The following is a 13,916-nucleotide window of genomic DNA, read 5'->3' as shown; positions in this document are numbered from 1 at the left end:
GTGGGACTCTCGCGACCTGGGCGTTGGACCCTCGGGGTGCGCGCCGTCCGGGGCTAGCGGGAGCGCAGCTCCACCAGGACGTGCGGCACCTCGTCGAGCAGCTCGCGGGCCAGCATCCCGGTCAGGCCGGTGCGCGGCACGAGCCGCTGACCGGCCATGGCGTGCACGTGCCCGGCCCAGCAGGTCGCGCGGGCCAGGTCGTCGTCGCGCGCCAGCAGGCCGCCGACCAGGCCCGCGAGCACGTCGCCGCTGCCCGAGGTGCCCAGTCCGACGTGCCCGGTGGCGTCCTGCCACACCCGGCCGTCCGGCGCGGCCACCACACCCATCAGGTTGACCACGGCGTCGTGCCGGTCGGCGATGGCCACCGCCGCCTTCACGTGGTCGTCCACGTCCTCGCCGCCCAGCAGGTACTTCGCCTCCACGGTGTTCGGCGTGAGCACCATCCGGCCGCGCACCGGGTCGCCCAGCTCGGGGTGCGTGCCCAGCGCGCCCAGCGCGAACGCGTCGAGCACCACCGGCCCCCGCGTGGCAGGCAGCAGGCGCTCCAGCAGGGCCGCCGTCTCGTCCGGGTCGACCAGGCCGGGCCCGACGACCAGCGACGCGGCGTCGCCCACGAGGTCGCCCAGCACGTCGGCGGCCTCCCGCGACACCGCCCCCGAGCCGGTCTCCGGCAGGCCCACGACCATCGCCTCCGGCACGGCCAGGCCCAGGCCGGAGGCGTGCCGGTCGGCGGTGGCCAGCTGGAGGGTGCCCGCGCCGGTGCGCAGCGCCGCGATGCCGCTCAGCAGCACCGCCCCCGGCACCCGCCGCGACCCGCCGACGACCAGGACGGTGCCGTGGTCCTCGCGGTCGGGAAGCCACTCCCGCAGCAGCGCGGACGTGATGGGTTCAGGCCGATCGGGTGGTGGCATCCTCGGTCTCCGTGGGCTCGGCTCCGTGCTCGACCAGGTGGTCGGCGTCGAACTCCCTCTCCAGTACCCACGCGCCGCCCTCCCGATGCCACGAGGTGAGCGACCCGTTCGGCACGGTGGAGTTGTGCGCGTACGCCAGCATGTCCCGCTCCGGCACGCACTCCAGCAGGTAGCGCAGCAGGAACGGGGTGATCTCGTGCGCGAACAGCAGCACCCGCGCGCCGTCCAGGTCGCGCAGCAGCGACCGCAGCCGCAGCGCCACGTCCGCCCACGACTCGCCGCCCGGCGGCCGGTAGTAGAACTTGCCCAGCCTGCGCCTGCGCACCACCTCGTCGGGGTAGCGCGCGGCGACGCCGTGCGTGGTCAGCAGGTCCAGCACGCCCAGTTCGCGGTCGCGCAGCCGTTCGTCGACGAGCATCCTCGGGTGCCCGCGCAGGGCGTGCGCCGCGGTGTCGACGGCCCGCCGGTAGGGCGAGGCCACCACCACGTCCGGCCACTGCTCGCGCGGCATCGCGGCGAACCAGCGGCCGAGCGCCCGGCCCTGCCGCTCGCCCTCCTCCGACAGCGGCACGTCCGCGTCGCGCTGCCTGATGTCGATGACCTCGTGCCCGCCGGACTCGGCCACCTCGCGGGCCACGTTGCCGGTGCTCTCGCCGTGCCTGATCACTCCGATCCAGTCCACCCGCACGAACTTAGCCCTCCCGGGCGCGGCGGGCACCCCGACGAGGGGGTCGCTCCGACGAGGGGTCGCTCCGGTGCGGGGGTCACCCGATCTCGGCCGGCAGCCGACCGGACTTGACGGCGCGCACCAGCTCCTCGTGGTCGGCGCACGTCCGGTCGGCGTAGTCCAGGGCGTAGCGGGCGATGGCGTCGTCCAGGCCGTCGCCGCCCGCGCAGTACCCGGCCAGCAGCCTCGGGTCGAGCGAGCGGCTGTGCGCGCGGGCCAGCAGCGCGCCCGCCAGCCGGCCGTAGTCGTCCAGGTCCTCGCGCTTGAGGGTGGTCGCGTCGATCTCGCCCTTGCGGTTGCGGAACTGCCGCACGATGTAGGGCCTGCCCTCGATGGTGGTCCAGCCGAGCAGGATGTCGGTCTCGGCCTGCACGAGCCGCGCGCCGTGCACGATCCGCTTGCCCTCGTGCCTGACCGGCGCGGTGTTCAGGAAGGGCGCCAGCGCGGACGGCCGGGCCTCCTTGGCCTGGAGCACCAGCGCCTCGTCGCCGTTGCCGTGCAGCAGCACGAGGTAGTTGCGCAGGCCGACGCTGCCCGTGCCGACCACGCGGAACGCCACGTCGGACACGCCGTAGCGCATGATCAGGTTGTAGCGGGACTCGCGCAGGGTGTCCACGTAGGACGGCAGCGCGTCGACCACGGCCCGCGCGGTGCCCGGCGTGACGCGGGTCAGCACGGGCGGGTCCGCGATGAACCGCCAGTGCTCGCCCTCCCGGCGGGTCCACTTCGCGGCGACCCGGGCGCTGGTGTTCCTGCGCGCCTTGGACGCGGCCTTGGTGAAGTGGTCGAGCAGGTCGTCGGCCTTGGTCCTGGACAGCGCCGACTCGTCGCCCAGGGCGCTCCACGACTCCAGGAACGGCATGGCGGCCAGGCGCCGCAGGGCGTTGCGGTAGGCGTTGACGGCGTCCTCGGCGGCGTCGCGGCAGCCCTTCTCCGACACGCCGCCCTCGCGGCCCGCCAGCACCAGCGACGTCGCCAGCCGCTTGAGGTCCCACTCCCACGGGCCGGGCAGCGTCTCGTCGAAGTCGTTGACGTCCATGACGATCGTGCCCTCGGGCGTGCCGTAGAGCCCGAAGTTCGCCGCGTGCGCGTCCCCGCACAGCTGGGCGTCCAGCCCCGTGCGGGCGCCGGCCGCGAGGTCGCCCGCCATCAGGCCCGCGCTGCCCCGGAAGAACGCGAACGGCGAGGCGAGCATGCGGCCGACCCGCAATGGCACCAACTCGGGCAGCCTGCCCTCGTTGGACGCGTCGACGAACTCGACCACGGACGGCCGGTCGTGCGCCAGGAGCACCTCGCGGTGCGCCTCGTGGCCCACCGCGGCCCGCAGCTCCCGACCTCGGGCCAGGACCTCCTCCGGCTCGACCCACCGGCCCAGCGCCTGCGCCGCCTCGGCCCGCTTCCGTTCACCCATGCGGGTAATGATGCGCGTCGAGGCCGGCGGGTGCACCGACCTCCACACGTCTGTGACCTGCGAAATCAGCCTCGCGGGTAGAAATCGGGCAGAGAGCTACCCGCGGGTGCGGAGAACCTGCCCGATCGCGTCGATCCCGCGGTCGAGGTCCTCGCGGGAGATCATCAGCGGCGGCGCGACGCGCAGGGTGGTGTCCTGGGTCTCCTTGCAGAGCACGCCCAGCCCGGCCAGCGCCTCGGAGGCCTCCCGGCCGCGCGGTCCGCCGGGGGCGATCTCCACGCCCGCCCACAGCCCGCGCCCGCGCACCTCGGCCACGCCGTGCCCGACCAGCTCGCCGAGCCGCGCGTGCAGGTGGGCGCCCAGCTCGCGGGACCGCCGCTGGTACTCGCCGGTCGCCAGCAGCCGCACCACGGCCCGCCCGACCGCGCACGCCAGCGGGTTGCCGCCGAACGTCGAACCGTGCTCACCGGGCCGCAGCACGCCCAGCACGTCGCGCGACCCGACCACCGCGGACACCGGCAGGATGCCGCCGCCGAGCGCCTTGCCCAGCGTGTACAGGTCGGCGCGCACGCCCTCGTGGTCGAGCGCGAAGAGCTCGCCGGTGCGGCCCAGCCCCGACTGGATCTCGTCGGCGATCATCAGCACGCCGCGCTCGTCGCACAGCTCCCGCACGCCCCGCAGGTAGCCGGCGGGCGGCACGACCACGCCCGCCTCGCCCTGCACGGGCTCCAGCAGCACGGCGGCGGTGCGGTCGGTGACCGCGGCGCGCAGGTCGTCGAGCGAGCCGTACCGCACGACGCGGAAGCCCGGCGTGAACGGCCCGAAGTCGTCGCGGGCGGTGTCGTCGGTGGAGAACGACACGATCGTCGTGGTGCGGCCATGGAAGTTCGACCCGGCCACCACGATCTCCGCCTCGCCCGCCGGCACCCCCTTCACCCGGTACGCCCACTTGCGGGCCACCTTGATCGCCGACTCGACGGCCTCGGCGCCGGAGTTCATCGCGAGCACCAGGTCGGTGCCGGTCAGCTCGGCCAGCTCGCGGCAGAACGCGCCGAACCGGTCGTGGTGGAACGCGCGGCTGGTGAGCGTGACGCGGCCGAGCTGCTCCACCGCCGCGGCCACCAGGTCGGGGTGCCGGTGCCCGAAGTTCAGCGACGAGTAGCCCGACAGGAAGTCCAGGTAGCGGCGTCCCTCGACGTCGGTCACCCACGCGCCCTCGCCGTGCGAGATCACGACCGGCAGCGGGTGGTAGTTGTGGGTGCTCCATTCCTCGTCGAGCGCGATGAACTGCTCCGTGGCGGGGAGGAAGGTGGCGGTCATGTAACCAGGCTAAGGGGCCGATGCCAGCGATTTCAGCCGCTAGCCGTTGCGCATCCGGTGAGTTCGTTGCGCAATTCGTTCGTTCGACGGTGATTCGTTGCATGAGGTGCACCGCCCTGGCGGGCGGGCTAGGTTGCGACGATGGTGAAAGAGTCGGCGCAGGTCCAGTCCGTTTCCGACATCTTCCGGGTGAACCCGGGATCGGTGGACCTCGCGGCGCTCGACCCGGCCGCCACCCCGGTCGGTCCGCGCTCGAAGGAGGAGGCCGCGGGCGAGGTCGCGCGCATCGGCGAGGAGTTGGACGAACTCCAGGAGGCGCTCTTCGCTGAGGGCGTCGGCGGCGGCAGGCGGCGCGTGCTGCTGGTGCTCCAGGGCATGGACACCTCGGGCAAGGGCGGCACGATCCGGCACGTCCTGGGCCTGGTCAACCCGCACGGCGTGCGGGTCGCCGCGTTCGGCAGGCCCACGCCCGAGGAGCGGTCGCACGACTTCCTGTGGCGCATCCGCCGCCAGGTCCCGCCGCCCGGCTACCTGGGCGTCTTCGACCGCTCGCACTACGAGGACGTGCTCGTCGCGCGGGTGGACGGGCTGGTGCCCGAGGACGAGTGGGGACGCCGGTACGCGCTGATCAACGAGTTCGAGGCGGACCTGGTCGAGCAGGGCGTGACCCTCGTGAAGTGCTTCCTGCACATCTCGCCCGAGAAGCAGAAGGAACGGCTCCTCGCCCGCCTGGAGGACCCGCTCAAGCAGTGGAAGTACGACCCGGCCGACCTCGCCGCGCGGGCGAAGTTCTCCGCCTACCGGGAGGCCTACCGGGACGCGCTGGTCCGCTGCTCCGAGGCCGCGCCCTGGTACGCGGTGCCGGCGGACCGCAAGTGGTACCGCAACTGGGCGGTGGCGAGCCTTCTCCTCGGGGCGCTCCGGGACCTGGCCCCGCGACGGCCCGAGCCCTCGTACGATCCGGAGGTCGAGTTGGCACGCCTCCGGGACGCCGACCCGTTGCGCTAGACGCAATCTTCATTGCACCTCTTGCTCTGCCACAGTGGCCTGGGCCACTGTGGAACCGCCGCGGGCGGGCGAGCGGAGGTTCGGTGTGGCTGTGGACAGGCGGCGGTTCCTGGGGGCGGTTGGCGTGGGAGCGGGGTTGCTGATGACCGAGGGTGTGGCCGAAGCGCGTGGAGAGGTGCGCGCCTACCTGGGCACCTACACCACGTGGCCGGGTGGCGGCACGGGGCTGGGGCTGGGCGCGTTCGACCCCGCGACCGGGCGGCTGCGGGTGACCGGTGTGGTGGAGGACGTGGCCAACCCGTCGTTCGTGGTCGACGCGGGCAGGTTCGCCTACGCGGTCAACGAGCAGTCCGACGGCGAGGTGACCGCGCTGGCGGTCGGCGCGGACGGCGTGCCCAAGGTGCTGAACAGCCGGAGCACCGGTGGCGCGGACCCGTGCCACCTCGCACTGCACAAGGGGTTCCTGCTGTCGGCGAACTACAGCTCGGGCAGCGTCGCGGTGCACCCGGTGCGCCCTGACGGCGGGCTGGGCGAGCGCACCGACCTCGTGCGGCACCAGGGCTCCGGGCCGGACCCCGAGCGCCAGGAGGGGCCGCACGCCCACCAGGTGCTGCCCGACCCGCGCGGCGAGTTCGTGCTCGCCGTCGACCTGGGCACCGACTCGGTCTACAGCTACAAGCTGGAGGAGGTCGGCACGCTGACCCTCGCGGGCACCGCGCGCCTGCACCCCGGCGCCGGGCCGCGGCACCTCGCGTTCCACCCGAACGGCAGGTTCGCCTACATCGCCAACGAGCTGGACTCCACGATCGTGGTGGCGAGCTACGAGCGCGGCGCCCTCAAGCCCGGACCGAGGCTGAGCACGCTGCCCGAGGGCGCGCCCACCACCCCGCGCAACTACCCGGCCGAGGTCCTGGTGTCGCCGGACGGCCGGTTCGTCTACCTCTCCAACCGGGGGCACGACAGCGTCGCCGTGTTCGCCGTCGAACGGTCCGGCGCGGCGTTGCGGCTGGTCGGCACCACGCCGGTGGGCGGGAAGTACCCGCGGCACATCGTGCTCGACCGGGCCGGGAGGTTCCTGCTGGCCGCCAACCAGAACTCCGGCGACGTCACGGTGTTCGCCGTCGACCGGGCCACCGGGGGACTGCGGCAGGTGTCGTCGACCGACGCGCCGATCCCGGTCTGCGTCGCCTTCCGGGGGTAACACCACCGGGTCCATTTCGGCCGCGCGGACCGTCCACAGTGGTACGACCACCCCCATGAAGACGATCCTGGTCGCACTCCTCGTGGTCCTCGCCACCGCGCCGGCCGCCTGGTCGGCGCCCGCCGTTCCCGAGCCCGCCGCGCTGGAACTCGTCTCGTTGGGCGACTCCTACGCGGCGGGCCTCGGCGCGGGCGACGAGGCCCAGGACGACTGCCGGCGCAGCCCGCACGCCTACCCGAACCTGCTCGCCGCACTCACCGGCGCCACCCTGGTGACCGTCGCCTGCTCCCAGGCCACCACCGCGGAGGTCACCGCCCAGGCCGACCGCGTCACCCCCAGGACCGGGCTCGTCACCGTGCAGGCGGGCGGCAACGACGCCGGGTTCAAGGACGTCATGATCACCTGCGCCCTCAGCGACGACCAGGGGTGCCGCGACCGCGTCGCCACCGCCGAGGCGTTCATCCGCGGCGAGCTGCCCGGCCGCCTCGACGCCCTCTACGGGAAGGTGCGCGACCGGCTGGCCGACCGCGCGAACGGCCGCTCGTCCGACCGGGCGGACGTCGTCGTGGTCGGCTACCCGAAGCTGTTCTCGTTCGACTCGTGGTGCCTGATGACCGGGCCCAAGCGGGAGGCGCTCAACCACGCCGTCGACGTGATCACCGAGGTCACCGCCGCGCGGGCGGAGGCCGCCGGGTTCCGGTTCGCCGACGTGCGCGACGAGTTCGACGGGCACGGCGCGTGCGCGGCCGACCCGTGGGTGAACGGGCTCGTCCTCGTCCCCGTCGACCGCTCCTACCACCCCAACCTCGCCGGTCACGCGTCCGGCTACCTGCCGGCCCTGGCGGGCTCCGCGGCGTAACCGGTTGGCGGTCCGCGCCCGGCATTGACGATGATGCCGGGCGTGAACCCCACGAACGGGCTGCGCCAGGTCGCGGCCACCCGCTACGTCACGCCCCTGCGGGAGGGCGGTTCGTTGCCGGGCCTCGTCGAAGCCGACGACCTCGGCATGTACGTGCTCAAGTTCCGGGGCGCGGGCCAGGGCGTGAAGGCGCTGATCGCCGAGATCGTCGTCGGCGAGCTGGCCCGTCGCCTCGGCTTCCGCGTGCCCGAGCTCGTGCTCGCGGAGCTGGACCCCGAGCTGGGCCGCGCCGAGCCCGACCAGGAGGTCCAGGAGCTGCTCAAGGCCAGCGGCGGCCTGAACCTGGGGCTGGACTACCTGCCCGGCTCGTTCGACTACAACCCGGTGGTGCGCGAGCCGTCCAGCGACCTGGCGACCCGGCTGCTGTGGCTGGACGCCCTGACGCTCAACGTCGACCGGAGCTGGCGCAACCCCAACACGCTGCTGTGGCACCGGGAGCTGTGGCTCATCGACCACGGCGCCTCGCTGTACTTCCACCACTCGTGGCGGCCCGAGCGGTTCCCCGCGGCGACCTACCGGTTCGACGCGGCCGACCACCTGATGCTGCCGTTCGCCGGCCCGCTGGCCGACGTGGACGCCGAGCTGACCGCCCGCGTGACCCCGGAACTGGTGCGCGAGGTGCTGGCGCTCGTGCCCGACGAGTGGCTCGCGCAGGACGAGGCGTTCGGCACGCCGGACGCCGTGCGCGGCGCGTACGAGCAGTTCTTCACCTCCCGCCTGGCCGCGCCGCGGACGTGGGTCGACGCACTGGAGGCCGCCCGTGCCGCACGTGTTTGAGTACGCGCTGCTGCGCGCCGTGCCCCGCCAGGAGCGCGGCGAGTTCGTCAACGTCGGCGTCCTCGTCTACTGCAAGGACCTCGACTTCCTCGGTGCGCGCGTGCACGTGGACGAGAAGCGGGTGCTGGCGCTCGACCCGTTCCTGGACGTCGAGGTGCTGCGGGCGAGCCTGGAGCACCTGGGGCTGTCGTGCGACGGCTCGCCGACCGCCGGTCCGGTGGCGCGCACGTCGGCCGGGCAGCGGTTCCGGTGGCTCACCGCGCCCCGGTCCACCATCGTGCAGACCTCGCCCGCGCACACCGGCCTCACCGACGACCCGGTGGCCGAACTGGACCGCCTGCTGGCCGCCCTCGTGCTCCCGCCGGACCACTAGGGCGCGACCCGACCACTAGGCTGGCAACCTCTTGCCACGCGTCGCGTCCTTATCTGCGAGCAGTGGCCGACACACGGAGCGGGGTCGCCAGATGAACGGCGGGTATCAGCAGGGCGGGTACCAAGGGGGAGGGCGCCCCGCGCAGCGTCCTCCCCAGCAGCGCACGCGCGCCTACCCGCAACCCGGCTACCAGCAGCCGCAGCAGGGCGCACGCCAGGGTGGCGGCCGGGCACCCGCCGTCGCGAGGGCCGGTGCCGGCGGCTACCGGCAGGCGCCGCCGCGCCGCAAGCGCCGGGTCGGCCGGATCGTCGCGGTCGTGCTGGTGCTGCTGCTGGCGCTCGGCGTCGGCATGTGGGTGTACGTCGACTCGTCGCTGCGCCGCATCGACGCGCTCGGCGACTACGAGGGCCGGCCGGCGGACACCCCGGGCACCAACTGGCTGCTCGTCGGGTCCGACGCGCGCGACGACCTGACCGAGGAGCAGAAGGCCGAGCTGGCCACCGGTGACGCGGGCGGTCGGCGCACCGACACGATCATGCTGCTGCACATCCCGGACGGCTCCGGGAAGGCGACGCTGGTGAGCGTGCCGCGCGACTCGTACGTGGACATCCCCGGCAACGGCAAGAACAAGATCAACGCGGCGTTCGCGATCGGCGGACCGTCGCTGCTGGTGCAGAGCATCGAAGGCGCGACCGGAATCCACGTCGACCACTACATGGAGATCGGCTTCGGCGGGTTCGCCGGGATCGTGGACGCCATCGGCGGCGTGGACATGTGCATCGACGAGCCGATGCAGGACCCGTTGGCGGGCCTGGACCTCCAGCCCGGCTGCCAGGAGCTGAACGGCGCGCAGGCGCTCGGTTTCGTCCGGACCCGCGCGTTCGCCACGGCCGACCTCCAGCGCGTGCAGAACCAGCGCGAGTTCCTGGCCGCGCTGAGCGACAAGGCCACCAGCGTCGGCGTGCTGGCCAACCCGTTCCGCGCGTTCCCGCTGCTGTTCGCGAGCACCGACTCGATCTCGGTCAACTCCGACGACCACCTGCACCACCTCGCGGGCATGGCGTTCGCGATGGGCGGGGGAGTCGACACGGTCACGGTGCCCGTGGGCGGCACGCCGACCGTGCCCGGCGCGGGCTCCGTCGTCCAGTGGGACCGCGACAACGCCCTGCGCCTGTTCGGAGCCCTGGAGAAGGACGAACCGGTCCCGGCGGACCTCCTGGAACAACCGAAGTAACCACCCGCGAGTCGTAAGTCCGCGCCCCGCGAGTCGCAAGTTCAGGCCTGGCGAGTCGTAAGTTCACGCTCCGACGCGAACGTGCGACTCGCGGGGCGCGGGCTTACGACTCGCGGGGCGCGGGCTTACGACTCGCGGGGCGCGGGCTTACGACTCGCGGGGCGCGGGCTTACGACTCGCGGGGCGCGGACTTCTTGTGCCGGTTGGGCCCCGGTGTCACCGGGGCGGATGAGACGGTGGGCGTTGAGGCGCTCATCGCATGGCGGCGCCGAGCGGCACCGCTCGCCCTCCGGGTGCGTCCGAGTGGCATGACGGGGGAAAAGGACGAGGTCGAGCCGCCCGCTTGGGCGGTGTGGGTGGCGCGCGCCGTGGCGGTGCTGGTCGTGGTGCCGGTGCGGTTGGCGTGGGAGGCGGTGCACCGCCTGGCGCTGCGCCCGGTCGCCGCGTCGGCGGCGAGGGTGTGGGCGTTCGGCGGGAAGGTGATCCGCTCGTTCCGCGCGGCTCTCGGTCCGGTGTGGCGCGGTGTGGCGCGGGTGACGGGCGCGGTGGGACGCGGCCTGCGCGCGATCGGGCACCTGGTGGCCGGCGCGGTCGGGCGGTTCGCGGTGCGGCCGGTGTCGTGGGCGGGGCGGTGGGTCCTCGTCGCGGTCCTGCGCCCGGTGGGACGGGGTGTGCGCGCCGGTGCGGGGGCTGTGGGGCGGAGGTTGCGCGCCGGTGCGGGGGCGGTCGGGCGCGGGTTGCGCGCCGGCGGCGGGATGGTGCGCCGGGCGTCCCGGTGGACGTTCGCGGTGGTGGCCCGACCGGCCGGGCGCGGGGTGCGCGCGGTGGGTCGGTGGGTGTCGCGGGAGTTGGTGCAACCTGCCGGGCGCGGACTGCGCCGGGCGGGGCGAGTGCTCGTGCTCGACCCGGCGCGGTGGGTGTGGCGGACGGGCGTGGCGCCGGCCGGTCGTGGGGTGTCGTGGGTGTGGCGACGCGTCGTGGTGCGGGCGGCCCGGGCGGTCGGGGCCGGGGTGCGGTGGGTTCGGCGGCAGGTCGGGAATGGCCTGCGGTCGGTGGGGCGGTGGGCCGGGCGCGGCCTGCGGTGGGTCGGGTGGAACGTGGTGGTCCGACCCCTGCGGGGTGTGGGCGCCGGGGTGTGGTGGCTGCTCCGGCTGTTCCTGGGCGCGCTGGTGTGGGCGTTCCGGCGGGTCGGGCGCGCGTTGGCGGCGGTGGGGCGCCGCCTGCGCGCCGGGGCGGTGTGGGTGTTCCGGCGGGCGCTGCGGCCGCTGGGGCGGGGACTCGCGCGCGCCTGGCGGGCGCTGGTCGTGACCCCGGCCAGGTGGGTGCGGGACACCGTCCTGGCGCCGGTCGGCCGCGGGGTCCGTCGGGTCTGGCGGGGCGCGGTCGTCGCACCGGTGCGCTGGGTGCGCGGTTCGGTGGTCGCGCCGATCGGCCTGGCCGGTCGGCGGGTGCGCCGTCAGCTCCGCGCGGCCTTCCGCCGCCGTCCCCGCGGCTGACGCGCGCCCCGCCGGTCAGCCGGTCGTGGTGTCGGCGGCCTGGTCGATGGTCCCCGAGGTCGTCTCGACAGCGGCCCCGGTGGCCGGGGCGTCGGCCCGCTCCCCGTTCTCCGCGGCCCCGTCGGTCGGCACGTCCCGGCTCGCCAGGATGATCCCCTCGAACTCGCGCAGCAGGTCGTCGTAGATCGGCGTGAGTGACACTTGGTAACCCCCATAGCCTGGTTGGTCCCCCGATCGGGCCAAAGCAGACTACTCATGTCGCAACGCCAACTTCAGTAGGTATTCATGAAGTCGATGCCCGTGTCGCTCACTGTTGCCTGAACACACCCGACGCCCGCACGTTGTGTAGACCACTCACATGGGCGGCGAACCGCAGGTCACCTAGCGTTTCGGGCCATGACGAGTGTCCCCGGTCACAGCGACGACCTCTCCGGCCGCACCGCCCTGGTCACCGGCGCCGCCGGCGGCATCGGGCGGGCGGTGGCGGTGGCGCTCGCCGCCGCCGGCGCGAAGGTGCACGTGGTGGACCGCGACGCCGACGGCGTGGCCGAGGTCGCCCGGGAGGTCGGCGGCACCGGCCACGCCGTCGACCTGACCGGCGACGTGTCCGGCCTGCCCACCGAGGTCGACGTCCTGGTCAACAACGCGGGCCTCCAGCACGTCGCCCCCGTCCACGAGTTCCCGCCGGAGCGGTTCGAGCTGCTCCAGCGGGTCATGGTGACCGCGCCGTTCCTGCTCGCCCGCCACGTCCTGCCGCACATGTACCACCGCGGCTGGGGCCGGGTCGTCAACCTCTCCAGCGTGCACGGCACGCGCGCGAGCGCCTTCAAGTCCGCCTACGTCGCCGCCAAGCACGGCCTGGAGGGCCTGAGCAAGGTCATCGCGCTGGAGGGCGCGCCGCACGGCGTCACCAGCAACTGCGTCAGCCCCGGCTACGTCCGCACGCCCCTGGTCGAGAACCAGGTCGCCGACCAGGCCAGGGCGCACGGCATCGACCCGGACCGCGTGCTCGCCGACGTGCTGCTGGCCCGGCACGCCATCAAGCAGCTCGTGGAACCGGACGAGGTGGCCTCCGTCGTGCGGTGGCTGTGCGGGGCGCACTCCGGCCACGTCACCGGCGCCTCGTTCACGATCGACGGCGGCTGGACCGCCCAGTAACCCCTTCCCCCGCAAGCACACCCCCAACGAAGTGGTGACCGCCATGACCGTGCAGAACCCGCCGAAACCCGGCTTCGCCAAGGTCGTCATAGGCAGCCTCGTCGGAACCACCGTCGAGTGGTACGACTTCTTCCTCTACGGCTCGGCCGCCGCGCTGGTGTTCAACAAGCTGTTCTTCCCCAGCGCCGACCCGCTCGTCGGGACGCTGCTCGCGTTCACCACCTACGCGATCGGCTTCCTGGCCCGACCGCTCGGCGGCCTGGTGTTCGGCCACTACGGTGACAAGCTCGGCCGCAAGAAGCTGCTCGTGCTGAGCCTGCTGCTGATGGGCGCCGCGACGTTCGCCATGGGCCTGCTGCCCACGTACGCCACCATCGGCGTGGCCGCGCCCCTGCTGCTGACGCTGCTGCGGCTGGTCCAGGGCTTCGCGCTCGGCGGCGAGTGGGGCGGCGCGGTGCTCATCGTGTCCGAGCACGGCAGCGCGGCGCGGCGCGGCTTCTGGGCGTCGTGGCCGCAGGCGGGCGCGCCGATGGGCAACCTGCTCGCCACCGCCGTGCTCGCCGTGCTGGCCGCCGTGCAGAGCGACGAGGAGGCGTTCCTGTCGTGGGGCTGGCGCGTGCCGTTCCTGCTGTCCGGGGTGCTGGTCCTCATCGGACTGTGGATCCGGCTCAGCGTCGAGGAATCGCCCGTGTTCCTGGCGGCGCAGCGCCGGGCCGAGGCGACCAGGCAGCCCGAGAAGGCCCCGATCGTGTCGGTGGTGCGCCACCACTGGCGCGAGGTGCTGATCGCCATGGGCGCGCGCATGGCGGAGAACGTGTCGTACTACGTGATCACCGCGTTCATCCTGGTCTACATCACCAGCGAGCTGGGGATGCCGCGGTCGGCCGGCCTCAACGCGGTGCTCATCGCGTCCTTCGCCCACCTGGTCACGATCCCGCTGTGGGGCGCGCTGTCGGACCGCATCGGCCGCCGCACCACCTACCTGCTCGGCACGGTCGGCATGGCCGCGTGGATGTTCGCCTTCTTCGCCCTGCTGGACACGAAGTCGTTCGTGCCCATGACCCTCGCCGTCACGGTCGGGCTCGTGCTGCACGGCGCCATGTACGGCCCGCAGGCCGCGTTCTTCTCCGAGCTGTTCGGCACGAAGGTCCGCTACTCGGGCGCGTCCATCGGCTACCAGCTCGCGTCGATCGCGGCGGGCGCCGTGGCCCCGCTCATCGCCACCGCCCTGCTCGCCGCGTACCGGAGCACCCTGCCCGTCGTGCTGTACGTGGTGGCGATGTGCGTGATCACGGTGATCGCCGTGGCGGCGGCCAAGGAGACGAAGGGGACGTCGCTGGACCGGACCACCGGGGAGCGCTCCTCGGTGACAGCATGAGCG

At 73.7% G+C, this 13,916-nt stretch carries 14 protein-coding genes; 9 read left to right on the top strand and 5 right to left on the bottom strand.

Annotated elements, in window-relative coordinates:
- Nucleotides 1–53 precede the first annotated feature (53 nt).
- The 4 genes from CKY47_RS33020 to rocD all read right to left on the bottom strand — a co-directional run bounded on the left by CKY47_RS33020 (nucleotide 54) and on the right by rocD (nucleotide 4,369).
- The gene (locus tag CKY47_RS33020) at nucleotides 54–911 is read right to left on the bottom strand and encodes an NAD(P)H-hydrate dehydratase (RefSeq protein WP_306750274.1); all 858 of its coding nucleotides are present in this window, start codon (nucleotides 909–911) and stop codon (nucleotides 54–56) included.
- Entirely contained in the window at nucleotides 889–1,593 is a 705-nt protein-coding gene (locus CKY47_RS33015; protein ID WP_306750273.1) for a histidine phosphatase family protein, read from the bottom strand. The genes CKY47_RS33020 and CKY47_RS33015 overlap by 23 nt, the downstream gene beginning before the upstream one ends.
- A gap of 82 nt (nucleotides 1,594–1,675) precedes the next feature.
- On the bottom strand, nucleotides 1,676–3,049 hold the full coding sequence (locus tag CKY47_RS33010; protein ID WP_306750272.1) for a DUF2252 domain-containing protein: 1,374 nt from the start codon (nucleotides 3,047–3,049) through the stop codon (nucleotides 1,676–1,678).
- Between the two features lie 96 nt (nucleotides 3,050–3,145).
- A complete protein-coding gene (gene rocD, locus CKY47_RS33005; RefSeq protein WP_306750271.1) occupies nucleotides 3,146–4,369 on the bottom strand; it encodes an ornithine--oxo-acid transaminase in 1,224 nt (407 codons plus the stop codon).
- A 141-nt stretch (nucleotides 4,370–4,510) separates the two neighbouring features.
- Here rocD and CKY47_RS33000 point away from each other — a divergent pair, with 141 nt between their 5' ends.
- The 7 genes from CKY47_RS33000 (at nucleotide 4,511) to CKY47_RS32970 (ending at nucleotide 11,377) form a co-directional block, all read left to right on the top strand.
- Nucleotides 4,511–5,377, top strand: a complete 867-nt coding sequence (locus tag CKY47_RS33000; protein WP_306750270.1) for a PPK2 family polyphosphate kinase — start codon at nucleotides 4,511–4,513, stop codon at nucleotides 5,375–5,377.
- Between the two features lie 142 nt (nucleotides 5,378–5,519).
- Nucleotides 5,520–6,578, top strand: coding sequence for a lactonase family protein (locus CKY47_RS32995; RefSeq protein ID WP_306750269.1), 1,059 nt, complete (start codon nucleotides 5,520–5,522; stop codon nucleotides 6,576–6,578).
- Nucleotides 6,579–6,633: 55 nt separating this feature from the next.
- A complete protein-coding gene (locus CKY47_RS32990) occupies nucleotides 6,634–7,437 on the top strand; it encodes an SGNH/GDSL hydrolase family protein (RefSeq protein ID WP_306750268.1) in 804 nt (267 codons plus the stop codon).
- Between the two features lie 42 nt (nucleotides 7,438–7,479).
- Entirely contained in the window at nucleotides 7,480–8,274 is a 795-nt protein-coding gene (locus tag CKY47_RS32985) for a HipA family kinase (protein ID WP_371320779.1), read from the top strand.
- Complete coding sequence (locus tag CKY47_RS32980; protein ID WP_306750266.1) at nucleotides 8,258–8,647, top strand: DUF3037 domain-containing protein; 390 nt, start codon at nucleotides 8,258–8,260, stop codon at nucleotides 8,645–8,647. The genes CKY47_RS32985 and CKY47_RS32980 overlap by 17 nt, the downstream gene beginning before the upstream one ends.
- A 91-nt stretch (nucleotides 8,648–8,738) precedes the next feature.
- A complete protein-coding gene (locus tag CKY47_RS32975) occupies nucleotides 8,739–9,881 on the top strand; it encodes an LCP family protein (protein WP_306750265.1) in 1,143 nt (380 codons plus the stop codon).
- Nucleotides 9,882–10,189: 308 nt separating this feature from the next.
- Nucleotides 10,190–11,377, top strand: coding sequence for a hypothetical protein (locus CKY47_RS32970; protein WP_306750264.1), 1,188 nt, complete (start codon nucleotides 10,190–10,192; stop codon nucleotides 11,375–11,377).
- Between the two features lie 15 nt (nucleotides 11,378–11,392).
- On the opposite strand, the gene CKY47_RS32965 is transcribed toward CKY47_RS32970, so the two are convergent.
- Nucleotides 11,393–11,578 (bottom strand): hypothetical protein, encoded by a 186-nt coding sequence (locus CKY47_RS32965; protein WP_306750263.1) that lies wholly within the window; start codon nucleotides 11,576–11,578, stop codon nucleotides 11,393–11,395.
- A 195-nt stretch (nucleotides 11,579–11,773) separates the two neighbouring features.
- Between CKY47_RS32965 and CKY47_RS32960 the strand changes: the two genes are divergently transcribed.
- Together CKY47_RS32960 and CKY47_RS32955 are read left to right on the top strand one after the other, a co-directional pair.
- Nucleotides 11,774–12,535: a 3-hydroxybutyrate dehydrogenase gene (locus CKY47_RS32960; protein ID WP_306750262.1), complete on the top strand. Its 762-nt coding sequence runs from the start codon at nucleotides 11,774–11,776 to the stop codon at nucleotides 12,533–12,535.
- Nucleotides 12,536–12,578: 43 nt separating this feature from the next.
- On the top strand, nucleotides 12,579–13,913 hold the full coding sequence (locus CKY47_RS32955) for an MFS transporter (protein ID WP_306750261.1): 1,335 nt from the start codon (nucleotides 12,579–12,581) through the stop codon (nucleotides 13,911–13,913).
- Nucleotides 13,914–13,916 lie beyond the last annotated feature (3 nt).

Origin of the sequence: Saccharothrix longispora, assembly GCF_030852425.1 — a bacterium.
In the GTDB taxonomy this organism is placed as follows: Bacteria; Actinomycetota; Actinomycetes; order Mycobacteriales; family Pseudonocardiaceae; genus Actinosynnema; species Actinosynnema longispora.
Note: the sequence above shows the minus strand (reverse complement) of the source record. Positions and strands in the feature narration are given on the sequence as shown.